At 34.0% G+C, this 14,327-nt stretch carries 11 protein-coding genes; 1 reads left to right on the forward strand and 10 read right to left on the reverse strand.

Annotated features, from left to right (window positions below; translation table 11 throughout):
- Positions 1–15 precede the first annotated feature (15 nt).
- Positions 16–843 carry an ABC transporter permease subunit gene (locus tag LX80_RS06355; RefSeq protein ID WP_111294391.1) on the forward strand — a complete coding sequence of 276 codons (828 nt, stop codon included), beginning with the start codon at positions 16–18 and terminating at the stop codon, positions 841–843.
- On the opposite strand, the gene LX80_RS06360 is transcribed toward LX80_RS06355, so the two are convergent.
- From LX80_RS06360 to LX80_RS06405, 10 genes are all read right to left on the reverse strand, one after another.
- Positions 844–1,779 (reverse strand): TIGR01777 family oxidoreductase, encoded by a 936-nt coding sequence (locus LX80_RS06360; protein WP_111294393.1) that lies wholly within the window; start codon positions 1,777–1,779, stop codon positions 844–846.
- 120 nt (positions 1,780–1,899) lie between these two features.
- Positions 1,900–3,753 carry a cell division protein FtsZ gene (ftsZ, locus tag LX80_RS06365; protein ID WP_111294395.1) on the reverse strand — a complete coding sequence of 618 codons (1,854 nt, stop codon included), beginning with the start codon at positions 3,751–3,753 and terminating at the stop codon, positions 1,900–1,902.
- Between the two features lie 45 nt (positions 3,754–3,798).
- On the reverse strand, positions 3,799–5,229 hold the full coding sequence (ftsA, locus tag LX80_RS06370; RefSeq protein WP_245898003.1) for a cell division protein FtsA: 1,431 nt from the start codon (positions 5,227–5,229) through the stop codon (positions 3,799–3,801).
- Between the two features lie 35 nt (positions 5,230–5,264).
- Positions 5,265–6,344, reverse strand: a complete 1,080-nt coding sequence (locus LX80_RS06375) for a cell division protein FtsQ/DivIB (protein WP_111294397.1) — start codon at positions 6,342–6,344, stop codon at positions 5,265–5,267.
- On the reverse strand, positions 6,344–7,705 hold the full coding sequence (gene murC, locus LX80_RS06380; protein ID WP_111294399.1) for a UDP-N-acetylmuramate--L-alanine ligase: 1,362 nt from the start codon (positions 7,703–7,705) through the stop codon (positions 6,344–6,346). Before murC ends, LX80_RS06375 begins: the two co-directional genes overlap by 1 nt.
- Complete coding sequence (murG, locus tag LX80_RS06385; RefSeq protein WP_111294401.1) at positions 7,702–8,796, reverse strand: undecaprenyldiphospho-muramoylpentapeptide beta-N-acetylglucosaminyltransferase; 1,095 nt, start codon at positions 8,794–8,796, stop codon at positions 7,702–7,704. Before murG ends, murC begins: the two co-directional genes overlap by 4 nt.
- Positions 8,797–8,817: 21 nt before the next feature.
- Positions 8,818–10,128, reverse strand: coding sequence for an FtsW/RodA/SpoVE family cell cycle protein (locus tag LX80_RS06390; protein WP_111294403.1), 1,311 nt, complete (start codon positions 10,126–10,128; stop codon positions 8,818–8,820).
- A gap of 2 nt (positions 10,129–10,130) precedes the next feature.
- Entirely contained in the window at positions 10,131–11,513 is a 1,383-nt protein-coding gene (gene murD, locus LX80_RS06395) for a UDP-N-acetylmuramoyl-L-alanine--D-glutamate ligase (protein ID WP_245898004.1), read from the reverse strand.
- 7 nt (positions 11,514–11,520) lie between these two features.
- Positions 11,521–12,834, reverse strand: coding sequence for a phospho-N-acetylmuramoyl-pentapeptide-transferase (mraY, locus tag LX80_RS06400; RefSeq protein ID WP_111294405.1), 1,314 nt, complete (start codon positions 12,832–12,834; stop codon positions 11,521–11,523).
- 33 nt (positions 12,835–12,867) lie between these two features.
- On the reverse strand, positions 12,868–14,322 hold the full coding sequence (locus LX80_RS06405; protein WP_111294407.1) for a UDP-N-acetylmuramoyl-L-alanyl-D-glutamate--2,6-diaminopimelate ligase: 1,455 nt from the start codon (positions 14,320–14,322) through the stop codon (positions 12,868–12,870).
- Positions 14,323–14,327: the final 5 nt, after the last annotated feature.

A 14,327-nucleotide genomic window follows, 5' to 3' on the forward strand; every position in this document is an offset into this window, starting at 1 on the left:
ATTAAATAAAAACGAATGAAACAATTATTACGAATTGAATGGTTAAAAATAAAGCACTATGCCGCATTTTGGTGGATGCTTGGTATTGTACTTTTTACCTACCCTGCCATTAATTTGCTATTTCAAAATATTTATCAAAACATTACCTCAAGAAAAGATATGGCCGGCAATGCGGCAAAGTTTCTATTAGGTAATCCATTTGCCTTTCCCGATGCATGGCATTCTATTGCTTATTTTTCTTCCTGGTTTTTACTGGTTCCTGCAATTCTAATTATAATGCTGATTACCAATGAATATCATTACAAAACACACCGGCAAAATATAATTGATGGTTGGACGCGTAATCAATTTATTACTGCTAAACTTTTAGATGTAGTAATTATAGCATTCATTGTTACAATTGTATATACACTTGTCGCAGCTATTTTAGGTATCTATTATTCTGATGCGGTTAATGCACAAAGATGGAGCGAGGAATTGTACTTTATACCATTATTTTTTTTAATGACTTTTGCTCAGCTAAGTATTGCTTTTTTTATAGGCTACCTAATAAAAAAAGCATTTATTGCCTTAGCCGTTTTCTTTTTTTATATGCTAATTGTAGAAAACCTTATTAAAGTGTACTTTGCCTATAAAAGTATTCCTCTAAATGCCTATTTACCCTTTGAAATTTCTAACCGATTAATCCCACGCCCTAATTTTTTGGGTAAAATTGATGAAGCCGCAAACAAAGCTTATTTGGATAGTTTGGCCGCTATTCAATGGCATGTAATTTATACCTTAATTTTTACAGCTATCATTTGGTGGATTTGCTATCGTTTATTCAAAAAAGCTGATATATAATTATTCGGAATTTTTTAAATGACTTAATGCCGGCTCAATGGTTGGATACAAAAATGTAAACCCTGCATCACGAATTTTTTGATTATTAACGGTGGTACTTTTCAGTACTTCAATACTCATTTCACCCATTGCCACTTTTAAAAGTATAGAAGGAACATAAACAGGAATGTAGCGTTTACCGCGTTGTACTTTAGCCAATGTTAAAGTAAGTTCTTTATTTGTTACTGGAACATTTGCAACAGCATTATATACGCCATTTAAATGATTATTCTCAATAGCGAATAAAAACATTCTGCACAAATCTTCTATATGAATCCAACTTACCTTTTGAGAACCATTACCCAAAATAGCAGCAATACCCATTCTTAAGGGTTGTTTAAACGCAGTTAAGGCACCCCCTGTGTTACTTAATACAATTCCAATTCTATATTTTACCAAGCGAATATTTAAATCAATTAAAGGGCTAATACTCTCTTCCCAAAGTTGGCAAGTCTTCCCTAAAAAATCATTATACGGCATATCTGTTTCAACAAAACCATTCAATTTACTTTCGGGTGTATCTGGTCCATACCAACCAATTGCAGAAGCACTGATACAAGTTTGCACTTTATGATTGGGCAAATTTCTTAAGGCACTAACCAAAAGTTTACTACTCTCTATCCTACTTTGTTGAATTATTTTTTTTCTTTTGCCAGACCAACGTTTATCAGCCACTCCGGCACCTGCTAAATGTATTATTACATCAGCTTTTGCTAAAGCTTCTGTGTCAATTTCTCCATTATCAACATTCCATGCTGCATATTGTAAATTATTCAACAACGGCTGTTTTGGTGGGTTTCTACTCAATACAATAACACTATAACCATTTTCCAATAATTTTTTTATAAGGTAAGTACCTACCATACCTGTGCCGCCTGTAATTAAAACTGTTTTCATTTTTGCTAAATGATTTCAATAAACAAATCAACAATAAAAGATAATAGTTTGTTGTAAAAAATAAACCCTTCGTTACCTAAAGCGAAGGGTTTTATGTATTCTACCAACTAAACCAAATAGTTAATCGGGCTTTTTACCGTCCAAAAAACTATTTAAGCTTGAAATTTGTGTTTTGTTATTATCGTCTTTTTCTACAGTAAGTTTGCTATAAAAATTTTCAACTGATGCCAATTGGTTATTGCCAAACAATTCCATTTTTTTACGTACATAAGCAGGCACTGTATCAAACTCATTGTTTGGATCATTAGAATTCATATTGAATGATAAATTTCTTAATCTATGAATTCTTTCTGCTGCACGGCGACGTTGTTCTTCACTTTCGTCTACATCATTATTATATTGAAATAATGAAGGCTGTTCAGCTTGTGTACGTTCAGTAAAATGGCGGGGGTTATTTTCTGAAACTGTTTTTGATGCATCTATTACAGGAGGTTTAACATTACTTTGTGCAGGAGTTTCATTTACCTCATTGGTTGAATTGGCATTTAAAGTTTTTGAAGCATCCGGTTCAGCATAAATATTTACCGGTTTAGATAGTATAGAAAAGTTAAGAGGTTTTGCACATTCTTCAGGTTTTTCCGTTAGCTTCATCCCTGCAATATTTTCCTGAATAGCAGTTTGAAAATCACTTTCTTTTTTTACCTCTTCTTTTGGTGATACTACGTCTGTAATTTCTGTACTTAATTCAAATTGCAATATTTCGGTTTCACGTGCTTCCAACAACTCGTCATGATTAGACACAGAGACAATTTCTTCCTGCTGAGTTTCTTCTTTAATGTGGGGTGCATAAATATCCTGACCTGATGAAACTGATGTATCAGCAGTGTTAACAGTATTGTTAGTTGGAGTAGTACCGTTTGAATAATTTTCATGTGCATTTAAAGTAACTACAATTTTTTCAGGCTTTGTCTCTACCTTATGTGGCGCTGCAGGTTTCGCAAAGGGATTTTTATGTTCAAATCCGGTTGCAATCATAGTAATACCAATTTTCTTATCAAGCGAGTTATCATAACCCATACCGACAATTACATCAGTATTTTCGCCTGCTTGCATACGCAAATAGTTATTAATAATTTCAATTTCATCCATCGTAACCTCATGATCACCTTCGGCACTATTAATATTAATTAAAATCCACTTAGCACCTCTAATATCATTATCATTTAATAATGGTGAGTTCAATGCTTCTTCAATAGCACGTTCAGCCCTATTTTCTCCTTCAACTTCTGCTTTTCCTAAAATGGCAACACCACCATTTTTCATAACTGTACATACATCGGCAAAGTCAACTATAATATGTCCGCGACTATTAATAATATCGGTAATACATTTAGCAGCAGTAGCTAAAACATTATCGGCCTTACTAAAAGCTTCTTTCATTTTTAAGTTACCATATTGCATGCGTAACTTATCATTGCTAATTACCAGTAATGTATCTACATAAGGTTTCAATTGTTTAATGCCTTCTTCAGCCTGTGCCATACGCCGAGGGCCTTCAAAACCAAATGGTGTTGTAACAATACCAACAGTTAAAATACCCAAGTCTTTACATGTTTGTGCAACAATTGGTGCACCGCCTGTACCGGTTCCACCGCCCATACCCGAGGTAATGAAAGCCATTTTGGTATTAACTTCTAAAATACTTTTTATTTCTTGTAAAGATTCTTCTGTAGCTTTTTTCCCAACTTCAGGATTGGCACCTGCACCCAGACCTTGTGTAAGATGGGGGCCTAATTGAATTTTATTAGGCACCTTGCTTTGCTCTAATGCTTTAGCATCAGTATTACAAATAATGAAATCAACACCTTCAATGTTTTGTTCATACATAAAATTAACGGCATTGCTTCCACCGCCTCCAACACCAAGCACTTTGATGATGGAAGATTTTTGTTTAGGTAAATCGAAGTGAATCATAATGTACGGTTTAATGGTTAGTTAGTAGAATAAACAGTTTTGAATTTATTTAATTATTGGGTCATCTTCTTCCTTGAACAGTTCAATAATACTATTTTTAAATTTATCCCAGAATCTTGTACCTTCTTTTATTGTGCCGGGTTGTTGTCGTATTGCAGTATTTTCTTTAGAAACTTCAGTTTTTATCCCGCTAATCAATCCTTCCGGTACTTGTACAATATTTGTTTGTTTAGAGAACTCTTTTGATTTAGATTCATAATCATTGTAACCTTTTAAAATTAATCCCAAACAGGTAGCATACATAGGCTGTCTTAATTCAGCAATTTGATTAGGCGCTAAATGCTCATTTGGATATCCAATCCGAGCATTTAAACGTGTAACATATTCTGTTAATAGTCTTAAATCTTTTAATTGCGAGCCGCCACCGGTTAGTATAATGCCACCATTAAGGGCTTTTTCATCTAAACCAATTTGTTTAATATGATAACTAATGAATTCTAAAATTTCAGTCATTCTTGCCTGAATAATTTGGGCAAGATTACGCATACTAATTTCTTTTGCAGGCAACCCTTTCAATCCGGGAATAGTTATGTACGTATTGGCCTTTGCTTCATCGGCAATAGCGCAACCAAATTGTACTTTAAGCGCTTCAGCTTGTTGTTTTAAAACACCAAGGCCCATCCGTATATCGTGGGTAATATTTTCACCGCCAAATGGTATTACCGCTGTATGCTTTAAAATCCCTTCATAAAATATAGCTAAATCGCTGGTACCGCCGCCAATATCCAAAATTGCTACCCCTGCTTCTAAATCTATATCACTCATTACTGCAGCAGCACTGGCTAAGGGTTGTAATACCAAATCTTTGGTATGCAAACCACTTTTCAATACTGCACGATTAATATTCCGAATGGCATTTTTATCGCCGGTAATTAAGTGGAAATTAGCACCCACTTTCACCCCATTATAACCTACCGGGTCTTTAATGTTTTGAATATTATCTACTTTAAAATCCTGCGGAATTACGTCAATAATTTCATCACTGGCCGGAATAAATGTTCTTCTTTGATCTGCAATCAGTTGATCAATTTCTCTTTTCTGAATTTCGGTTTCAGCATCTTGACGAACAATATCACCACGAGTTTGTAGGCTTTTGATATGTTTACCGGCAATTCCTACATATACTTCTTCTATTAATAATTGAGGATTACTTTTTAAGCAGTTATGCAATGCTTGTTGTATTGACTTGATGGTTAAGTCAATATTCAACACATCGCCATGTTGCACACCATTGCTATTGGCTTTTCCAAAACCTAAAATCTCTAACTTTCCTTGTTCATTTTTTCTTCCTGCAATAACGGCAACCTTGGTGGTACCTATATCAAGACCAACAATAATTGGCGACTCCTGATTCTCTATAACACCCGTATTTGGCGTCGCCGACTCTTTGATATTTGGTTGATTTTGCTGCATCATACTAACTAGTTTTGTATAAGGTACGTTTTAAAATTTTATTGTTTTTTCATTACAGCTTTTGGAACATGATTGTTTTTTTTGTGTAAAGTGTTTTTTGTTCCTAATTTCTGATTAACTGATAACGTTGGTTTAGATGTTTTATTTTGTTTATCACTTATTTGTTTTTTTTCGCTCACAACATCAGTTTTATTAGAAGTGCCTTCCTTCAAATTTTGTACACCTAAAGGCTTATTTATTTGTTTAACATAGCCGGAATCACTTACCCATGATACCTCATTATTATTCATTGCTTTTGCAGAATCCGACAAAAGCTGTGCAGAATTATCTTTAACTCCTACAACCTGATTATTAAACCGTACATCAATTACTTTATAAGCACTCATGGAAACGTGTGGAAATATTTGCTGATAAAATGCCAACAGATTATTAAACTTCTTTCCCAAACTATCCGCAGTACCGAAGTTTATAATATGGTTACCAATAGCCGGAACAATTTGAAATTCTGCATTGGGTTCAATATTAATTTGCGCCACTTGCGCATTCCAAAACTTATTGGCATTAATGTACGCAGCCATCTGAACCATATTACGCAACAATAAGCTATCAGGTTTTGAAATTTTTGCAGCCATATTGCCCGGATAAGCTGTAAAAACAGGTACATGTGCCGCAAACTTATCACTAACCGGTAATTGCATAGCTGAACTATCAATATAAAATGTATTACCGTTAGTAGTAACTACTAAAGCAATCGGTATTCTTTCTTTAACTTTTACATGCAAAACATTTTGATTATCAAAATACAATGCAGCATCTTTCACCCACGCATTCTTTTTAACCAAAGACTCGTAATATTTTAAATGAATAGCCGAAAGAGGCTGATGATCAATGTTACCACCTTTCTTTAATATATCTGCAATATCACTTTCATCTATAAATGCTTCCTGATAATCTTTATCCAATTCCACACTAATACCCGAGCAAAGTTGTTTATTTTGTCGCTGCATGGCTGCGGAAAAAAGTACAATTACACCAATACCCAAAGCAATCCAAAACAGCAATACTATACCGTTTTTTTGGAATAACTTTTTGGGCTGTATGTAATTTTTTAATGTCATTAATGTGTTAATATATTTTTTAAAGGTTCTACTAATTGGTCAATATCACCAGCTCCGGCAGTCACAATCAATTCCGGCTGATTTACATTTACCCATTGCAATAATGCTTCTTTGTTCAAGAGCAAAGTTTTTTCAGCTGGCATTTTAGAGGCTAACCAAGCACTGTCTATACCTGGAATTGGTAATTCACGAGCCGGATATATTGGCAACAGTATAACCTGATCGGCTTTTTGTAAAACCGCAGCAAAATCATTTCCAAAATCTCTGGTTCTGGTAAACAAGTGCGGCTGAAACACCAATACAAATTTTCTATTGGGAAACAATGTACGTACACCTTCAATTAAAGCATTTAGTTCTGCAGGGTGATGGGCATAGTCGTCAATTAGACTATGTTTATCTGTATTTACAATCATTTCAAACCTCCGCTTCACTCCTTTGAAAGATGCAATAGCTGCTTGAATTTTATAATTGTCAATACCCAACTGTTTGGCTACCCATATGGCTGCTAAAGCATTTTCAATATTATGCATCCCCCCCATGTGTAATTGAAGATCAGCAATTAATCCCTTGGGGGTTTGTGCAGAAAAATGAAGAGCACCTTGCTGTACACTGATATTTGTTGCATACACATCGGCTTGTGTATTGTTTAAACTATAAGTAAAATTTTCTACTCCTTTATTCAATTGGTTGCCACAATGTATAGAAGCATGATACAATAAACTACCTTCATTTTTAACTTGATGCGTAAACGCAACAAATGCTTCCTCAACTGCTGCAGCTGTACCATAAATATCTAAATGGTCAGCGTCAACTGCTGTAACAATGGCCAAATTAGGATGTAATTTCAAAAAACTTCTATCATATTCATCTGCTTCAACCACCACAACATTATTATCACTGCTCCAGAAATTCGTACCGTAATTGGCAGCAATTCCTCCCAAAAACGCACTACATCCAAACCCGGAATGCCTTAATATATGCGCTATCATAGTACTGGTAGTAGTTTTACCGTGTGTGCCGCTAACGCAAATATTAAAACTGTTAGCGGTAATCCATTGTAAAACATCACTTCGCTTTACCAATAAAAAATTATTTTCTTTACAATAAATAAACTCTTTATTATTTGTTGGAATTGCCGGTGTATAAACAACAACATCCGGATTAAGAGGAATTGATGTTACATCTTCTTCATAATGCACACTAATACCTTCTTTATTCAACTGTTCGGTTAATGCCGTTTTTGTTTTATCATAACCACTAACGGTTGCCCCCTTTGCATGAAAATAACGAGCCAAAGCACTCATGCCAATGCCGCCAATGCCTATAAAATAAATGTTCGTTATGGTTTTAATATCAATCATTGAATAGTATCTAAAATTTTTTCAGCAATGGTTTCTGCTGCATGTAATTGCGCCAAACCGGCAATATTTTGTGTAAACTTTTCTTGCATTATTTCATTGGTTAATAATGAAATAATAGTAGGGACCAACTGTTCTGCAGCGTTGGCATCTTTCACCATTAATGCAGCATCTTTATTTACTAGATATTGTGCATTAATTGTTTGATGATCTTCTGCCGCATATGGATAAGGCACAAATACAACCGGCTTTTTAGCTACACATAATTCTGCAACCGACATGGCTCCTGCACGAGACACTACGATATCTGCTGCTGCATATGCCATTGCCATATTTTCTATAAATGGCTTTATACAAACAAAACTGTATTCTTTAACCAAATTTTGATATTCACTATACAAAGCCGTACCCGTTTGCCAAATTATTTGCGCATCGGCTTCATTAATCAAATGCAAGTTTTTAGCTATAGCTGAATTAATACTTTTTGCACCTAAACTGCCGCCTAAAATCAAAATAGTTTTTTTATTTTCATTTAACTGAAAGTATTGTATTGCTTCTTTCTTGTTAATGTTATTATAGATAATTTCTTCACGAACAGGATTACCTGAAAATATAATTTTGTTGGCAGGAAAATACTTTTCCATTCCATCAAAAGCTACAAAAACAAAATTGGCTTTTTTGGCCAATAGCTTATTCGATTTGCCAGCCAAAGAATTGCTTTCATGAATAAATGTGGGGATATTTTTGCGTTGAGCAGAACGTAAAACCGGGAAAGTTGAATAACCGCCAACTCCAATGACAGCATTGGGTTTAAATTGTTGCAATATTTTATTTACCTGCCAAAAACTTTTGATTAACTTAAATGGTAATGAAATATTTTTGAAAATATTGCTTCTATTATATCCTGCAATGTCAATTCCAATTATTTTATAACCTGCCTTAGGAATTTTTTCCATTTCCATTTTGCCCTTTGCACCAACAAACAGCAAAGAAACAGCAGCTTTCTTTTCCAATGCTTTAGCAATGGCTAAAGCAGGAAAAATGTGGCCACCTGTACCACCACCAGCTATTAATATGTTCACTTTATTTTGCATTACTGTTTGTGTGTATAAGAATTATGCATTCGCTACTGCTGCTGTTAAAGTTTCAGATTTATTATTTGTAACTTCTCCAATATCTTTTCCTTCTAATTGTTCCACATTGCGTGCTACACTTAAAATAATACCAATAGATGCACAAGTGAATAAGAAGGAACTACCACCCATGCTAATTAATGGAAGTGTAACACCGGTTACAGGAACAATATTTACGTTTACAGCCATATTGGCTAATGCTTGTATTGCCAATGTAAAGCTTAGTGCTAAAGCTAAAAATGCTCCAAATGCATAAGGACAACGTCGGAAAATGCTAATACATCTGTACAAGAAAAGCAAATAAATAAAAATAATAAACCCGCCACCTAAAAGCCCATACTCCTCAATTATAATGGCGTATATAAAATCGTTATAAGCTTGCGGTAAATAATTGCGCTGGCGACTATTTCCGGGCCCAAGCCCCACCAATATACCACCGTTGGCAATCGCTATTTTAGCTTGTTGTACTTGGTAAGGCACATCGGTGCTGTTACTATAAATAAAATCCTGCACCCGCTTTACCCAAGTAGTAAATCGGCCAACATGATTTAATTTTTCAATGCTGTTCGTTTTTTCTGCCACTTCAGACTTCACGGGTTTGTATGTTGAAACTGCCACTAATACAATAACCAATAATGGAATTGCTGCAATAGCAATAACCAATAATAAATGCTTAATACTTACCCTACCAATAAACATAAGCAGTAATGAAGTAGCAAATGTTAGTAAAGCATTAGAAAGATTGGCTGGTGCAATTAGCACACACACTAATGCAACGGGAATTATAATAGGTAAAAATCCTTCTTTGAAATTTTTAATAACTTGTTGCTTTTTGCTTAACATTTTTGACAAGTACATGAAAAGCGCAAGCTTAGCAAAATCGCTGGTTTGAAAGGACATATTAATAATGGGTAAACGAATCCAACGACTACCATCATTAATACGTGTTCCAAAAAATAAAGTATATGCTAACAAGGGTATTGAAATATAAAATAGAAAAGTTGCTATTCTAGAAAAAATGGTATAGTTTATTTTATGTAAGAAATAGATAAGCAGCATACCCATTACCATAAATGCCAACTGCTTAAACAAATAAACTTCATTGTTACCCTTGTTCATTTTGTATGCCAGCGATCCGGTAGCACTGTAAACTACCAATACCGATATCAAAGCCAACAAAATAACAATACCCCAAATAAACTTGTCACCTTTTGTTTTTTTCAAAAGATTCCCCTTTACTTCTTCAATAGAAGAGAGTTGCGCAAATAGTGTATCGTTATTAAGTTGACTCATTTTTATAGATCTTTAACAGCCAGTTTAAATTGGTTACCTCTATCTTCAAAATTTTTAAACAAATCGAAGCTTGCACAAGCAGGACTCAATAAAACCACATCGCCTTTTGCAGCTAACTTAAAGGATTGAGCTACAGCATCAGTAGCACTGGCAGTTTCAACAATTACCGGAACAACGTTTTTAAAAGCAGCAATGATTTTTTTATTATCGGTGCCCATACAAACTATTGCTTTCACCTTTTCCTTTACTAAGTCAGTAATCAAGCTGTAGTCGTTTCCTTTATCAACGCCACCTAAAATTAAAATGGTAGGCTTGGTCATACTTTCTAAAGCAAACCAGGTACTATTAACGTTGGTAGCTTTACTGTCGTTAATAAAATCAACACCACGAACAGTAGCAACATATTCCATTCTATGTGCCAAACTTTGAAAATCGTTCACCGCTTCGCGGATTTTTTCTTTTCTAATGCCAACTGTTGTTGCGGCAATGCATGCAGCCATAGTGTTGTAAGTGTTATGCTTTCCTTTTAAAGCGAAATCGTAAATACTCATACTTACGCGTTCTTCTTGAATGCGTAACATCATTTGGTCTCCTTTAAGGTAAGCTCCGTTTTTAATTTCGTGTTTCATAGAGAATGGTAGTGGGTTAGTATGTGTGATTGAAATATTTTTTAATTGTTGTTGAATTACCGGATCATCATCACAGTAAATGAAATAATCTTCATTAGTCTGATTTTCAATAATTCTAAACTTACTGTTGATGTAGTTTTGAAAATTGTATTCATATCTGTCTAAATGATCCTCAGTAATATTTAGCAATACTGCTATGTATGGTTTAAAGTTTACAATGTCGTCTAATTGAAAAGAACTTATTTCGGCAACATACCATTGCTTAGGATCTAATGCTACTTGTTTTGCAAAAGAAATACCGATATTGCCTACCAAAGCCACATCAAAACCACCTTCATTTAAAATATGATAGGTTAATGCAGTTGTTGTACTTTTTCCATTACTACCGGTTATGGCAATAATTTTACTTTCGCCGCAATATTGAAAAGCAAATTCAACTTCACTAATAACGGGTATCCCTTTCTGTTTAATTTTTTGAATAATAATAGTGTTATTAGCTATACCGGGGCTTTTTACAACAAGAGCAGATTGTAAAATTTTATCTTCTGAATGCTGTTTTTCTTCAAAAGCAATTTCGTACTTGTACAACTCATGTTTATATTTTTCGGCAATAGCATTAGCATCACTAACAAATACATTAAATCCTTTTTGTTTTGCCAAAATAGCTGCACCCACGCCACTTTCACCGGCACCTATTATTATAAGAGGCAGGTTATTTGGTGAACTAAAGTTGATATGACTTAATATATTCATCATACTATCACTATCGAATTTTTAAGGTTACAATTGAAAGCAATACACAAAAAATGGTAATTATCCAAAACCGAACTGCAATTTTGCTTTCATGAAAACCCTTTTTTTGAAAGTGGTGGTGCAATGGACTCATTAAAAAAACTCTTCGTCCCTCGCCATATTTCTTTTTGGTGTATTTAAAATAACTAACTTGAATAATTACACTTAATTCTTCAATTAAAAACACTCCGCAAAAAATAGGAATTAAAAGTTCTTTACGTACAATAATAGCCAATGAAGCAATAATGCCACCTAAAGCAAGACTACCGGTATCTCCCATAAATACTTGTGCAGGATATGCATTATACCATAAAAAACCAATACATGCTCCAACAAAAGCACCAACAAAAATGGACAACTCACCCAAGTTAGGGATGTACATAATATTTAAATATTCAGCAAATTTTAAATTGCCACTAACATATACGAATATGCCGATTCCAGCTCCAATTATAGCACTTACACCTGCAGCTAAGCCATCTAAGCCATCGGTAATATTGGCACCATTTGATACTGCTGCAATAATAAATGTTACAATTAGTATATAGATTATCCAAGTATATCGATCAGCACCTTCACCTATCCAACTGATTAATTTGCTATAATTAAATTCATGGTTCTTGGTAAATGGAATAGTTGTTATTGGTGTTTTTACTTCAACAAATTTTCTGTTTTCACCTTCAATATTTCTTGTAACTACATTTGAACCTTTAGCTACAATTTCACCGGGATGCAATGATTTGTTTACTTCTTTTGTAATCACTTCTCTTTCCACAGTTACATTACTATTGAAATATAAGGTTGCACCAATAATAATTCCTAAACCAACCTGACCAATTATTTTGCTAACTCCCGCTAATCCATCACTATCTTTCTTTTTATATTGTTCACCGCGTTGAGTAGCCAATTTTCTTGCCTTTATTTTAAAGTAGTCATCTAAAAAGCCAATAATTCCTAACCAAACTGTACACAACAACATGAGTCGGATATATACTTTATTTAAATCTGCAAATAATAAAGTAGGGATAATAATGGCCAATAAAATAATAATACCGCCCATTGTTGGTGTACCTTTCTTTTGTTGTTCACCTGCCAATCCTAAATCGCGAACAGTTTCACCTAATTGTTTATTTTTTAAAAACTGAATCAATTTTTTTCCATAAACAGTAGTTATAATTAACGATAATAATATAGCCATGGCTGCACGGAAAGTCAGGTATTGAAATAACCCGGATCCCATGATATTATAATGTTGTTTCAGCCAGCTAAATAATTCGTATAACATGATTTATATTATTATCGGTTATTGTAATGTTTACTACAGGTTAAAAAAATGATTCAAAACTTCTTTATCATCAAATGGATGTTTTACGCCATTTATTTCCTGATACTTTTCATGTCCTTTTCCGGCTATTAGAATTATATCCCCTTCATTTGCCAATTTCACGGCTTGCTCAATGGCATTTCTTCTATCGGGAATTACAATGTATTTTTTCTTTGCTGCCGTAGTTAAACCTTTTTCCATATCGGCTAATATATCCATTGGATTTTCGGTGCGGGGGTTATCGCTTGTAAAAATGGCTTTATTACTGTAATCGCAAGCTGCTTGCGCCATTAATGGACGTTTTGTTTTATCCCTATCACCACCACAACCAACTACGGTAATAATGTTTTGGTAATCTTTTTTTAATTTCTTTAAAGTGGTTAGTACATTTTCCAATGCATCAGGTGTATGTGCATAATCTACAATACCAATCACATTTTTATTGCTAATAATATAATCGAATCTGCCTTCAGCACCTGTTAACCCACTAAGTGTTGTTAATACTTTTGTAGGTTCTTCATGCAAACAAACTGCAGCGCCATAAACTGCCAACAAATTATAAGCATTGAATTCGCCAATGAGTCTGAAATGCACATCTGTATTATTAATTTGCATTTGCAAACCGGTTAATGAATCGTCTAAAATTTTACCTTTAAAATCAGCAGAGGTTTTTAAACTATAATAATATTTTTTTGCTTTTGTATTTTGCAACATTACCTCACCACGCTTATCATCTTTATTTGAAATTGCAAATGCAGTTTCAGGTAAATTATCGAAGAAACTTTTTTTAGCTTTTAAATATGCTTCAAATGTTTTGTGATAGTCTAAATGGTCAAGTGTAATATTCGTAAACAAAGCACCGGTAAAATTCAACCCTGTTATTCTATGCTGATGAATGGCAATACTACTGCACTCCATAAAGGCATGTGTACAATTTTCATTTACCATTTTATGCAATAATGCATTTAAGCTAATAGCATCCGGTGTTGTTAATGACGCAGGAATTACAGTTTGTTGAATTTTATTTTCAACGGTACTAATTAATCCGCATGAATATCCCAAAGCTGAAAATAATTTGTACAACAATGTGGCTACCGTTGTTTTTCCATTAGTACCCGTAACACCTACTAATTTTAATTTTTCAGAAGGACAATCATAAAAATAATGAGCCATATAAGCTGCTGCCTCATGAGAATTAGCAACTTTAATATATGTTACACCTTCCACCTTATTTTCCGGCAACTCTTCTGCAACAATAATTGCAGCACCTTTATTAATTGCAGCAGCAATAAATGTATGACCATCAACTACAGTACCTTTTATAGCAATAAAAGCAGAGTTTTTTTCAACTTTACGAGAATCAATACATAAAGCTGCAACCGGTACATTAGTGGATCCATGTACTTCGAGTAACTTTATTTTATACAATATGTCCTGCAATAATTTCATCGCAA

The sequence above is a fragment of the Hydrotalea sandarakina genome, from assembly GCF_003254115.1.
GTDB lineage: Bacteria > Bacteroidota > Bacteroidia > Chitinophagales > Chitinophagaceae > Hydrotalea > Hydrotalea sandarakina.

Coding starts and splice junctions, on each gene's coding strand:
- LX80_RS06355 (WP_111294391.1), top strand. CDS start 16: ATGAAACAATTATTACGAATTGAATGGTTAAAAATAAAGCACTATGCC.
- LX80_RS06360 (WP_111294393.1), bottom strand. CDS start 1,779: ATGAAAACAGTTTTAATTACAGGCGGCACAGGTATGGTAGGTACTTAC.
- ftsZ (WP_111294395.1), bottom strand. CDS start 3,753: ATGATTCACTTCGATTTACCTAAACAAAAATCTTCCATCATCAAAGTG.
- ftsA (WP_245898003.1), bottom strand. CDS start 5,229: ATGATGCAGCAAAATCAACCAAATATCAAAGAGTCGGCGACGCCAAAT.
- LX80_RS06375 (WP_111294397.1), bottom strand. CDS start 6,344: ATGACATTAAAAAATTACATACAGCCCAAAAAGTTATTCCAAAAAAAC.
- murC (WP_111294399.1), bottom strand. CDS start 7,705: ATGATTGATATTAAAACCATAACGAACATTTATTTTATAGGCATTGGC.
- murG (WP_111294401.1), bottom strand. CDS start 8,796: ATGCAAAATAAAGTGAACATATTAATAGCTGGTGGTGGTACAGGTGGC.
- LX80_RS06390 (WP_111294403.1), bottom strand. CDS start 10,128: ATGAGTCAACTTAATAACGATACACTATTTGCGCAACTCTCTTCTATT.
- murD (WP_245898004.1), bottom strand. CDS start 11,513: ATGATGAATATATTAAGTCATATCAACTTTAGTTCACCAAATAACCTG.
- mraY (WP_111294405.1), bottom strand. CDS start 12,834: ATGTTATACGAATTATTTAGCTGGCTGAAACAACATTATAATATCATG.
- LX80_RS06405 (WP_111294407.1), bottom strand. CDS start 14,322: ATGAAATTATTGCAGGACATATTGTATAAAATAAAGTTACTCGAAGTA.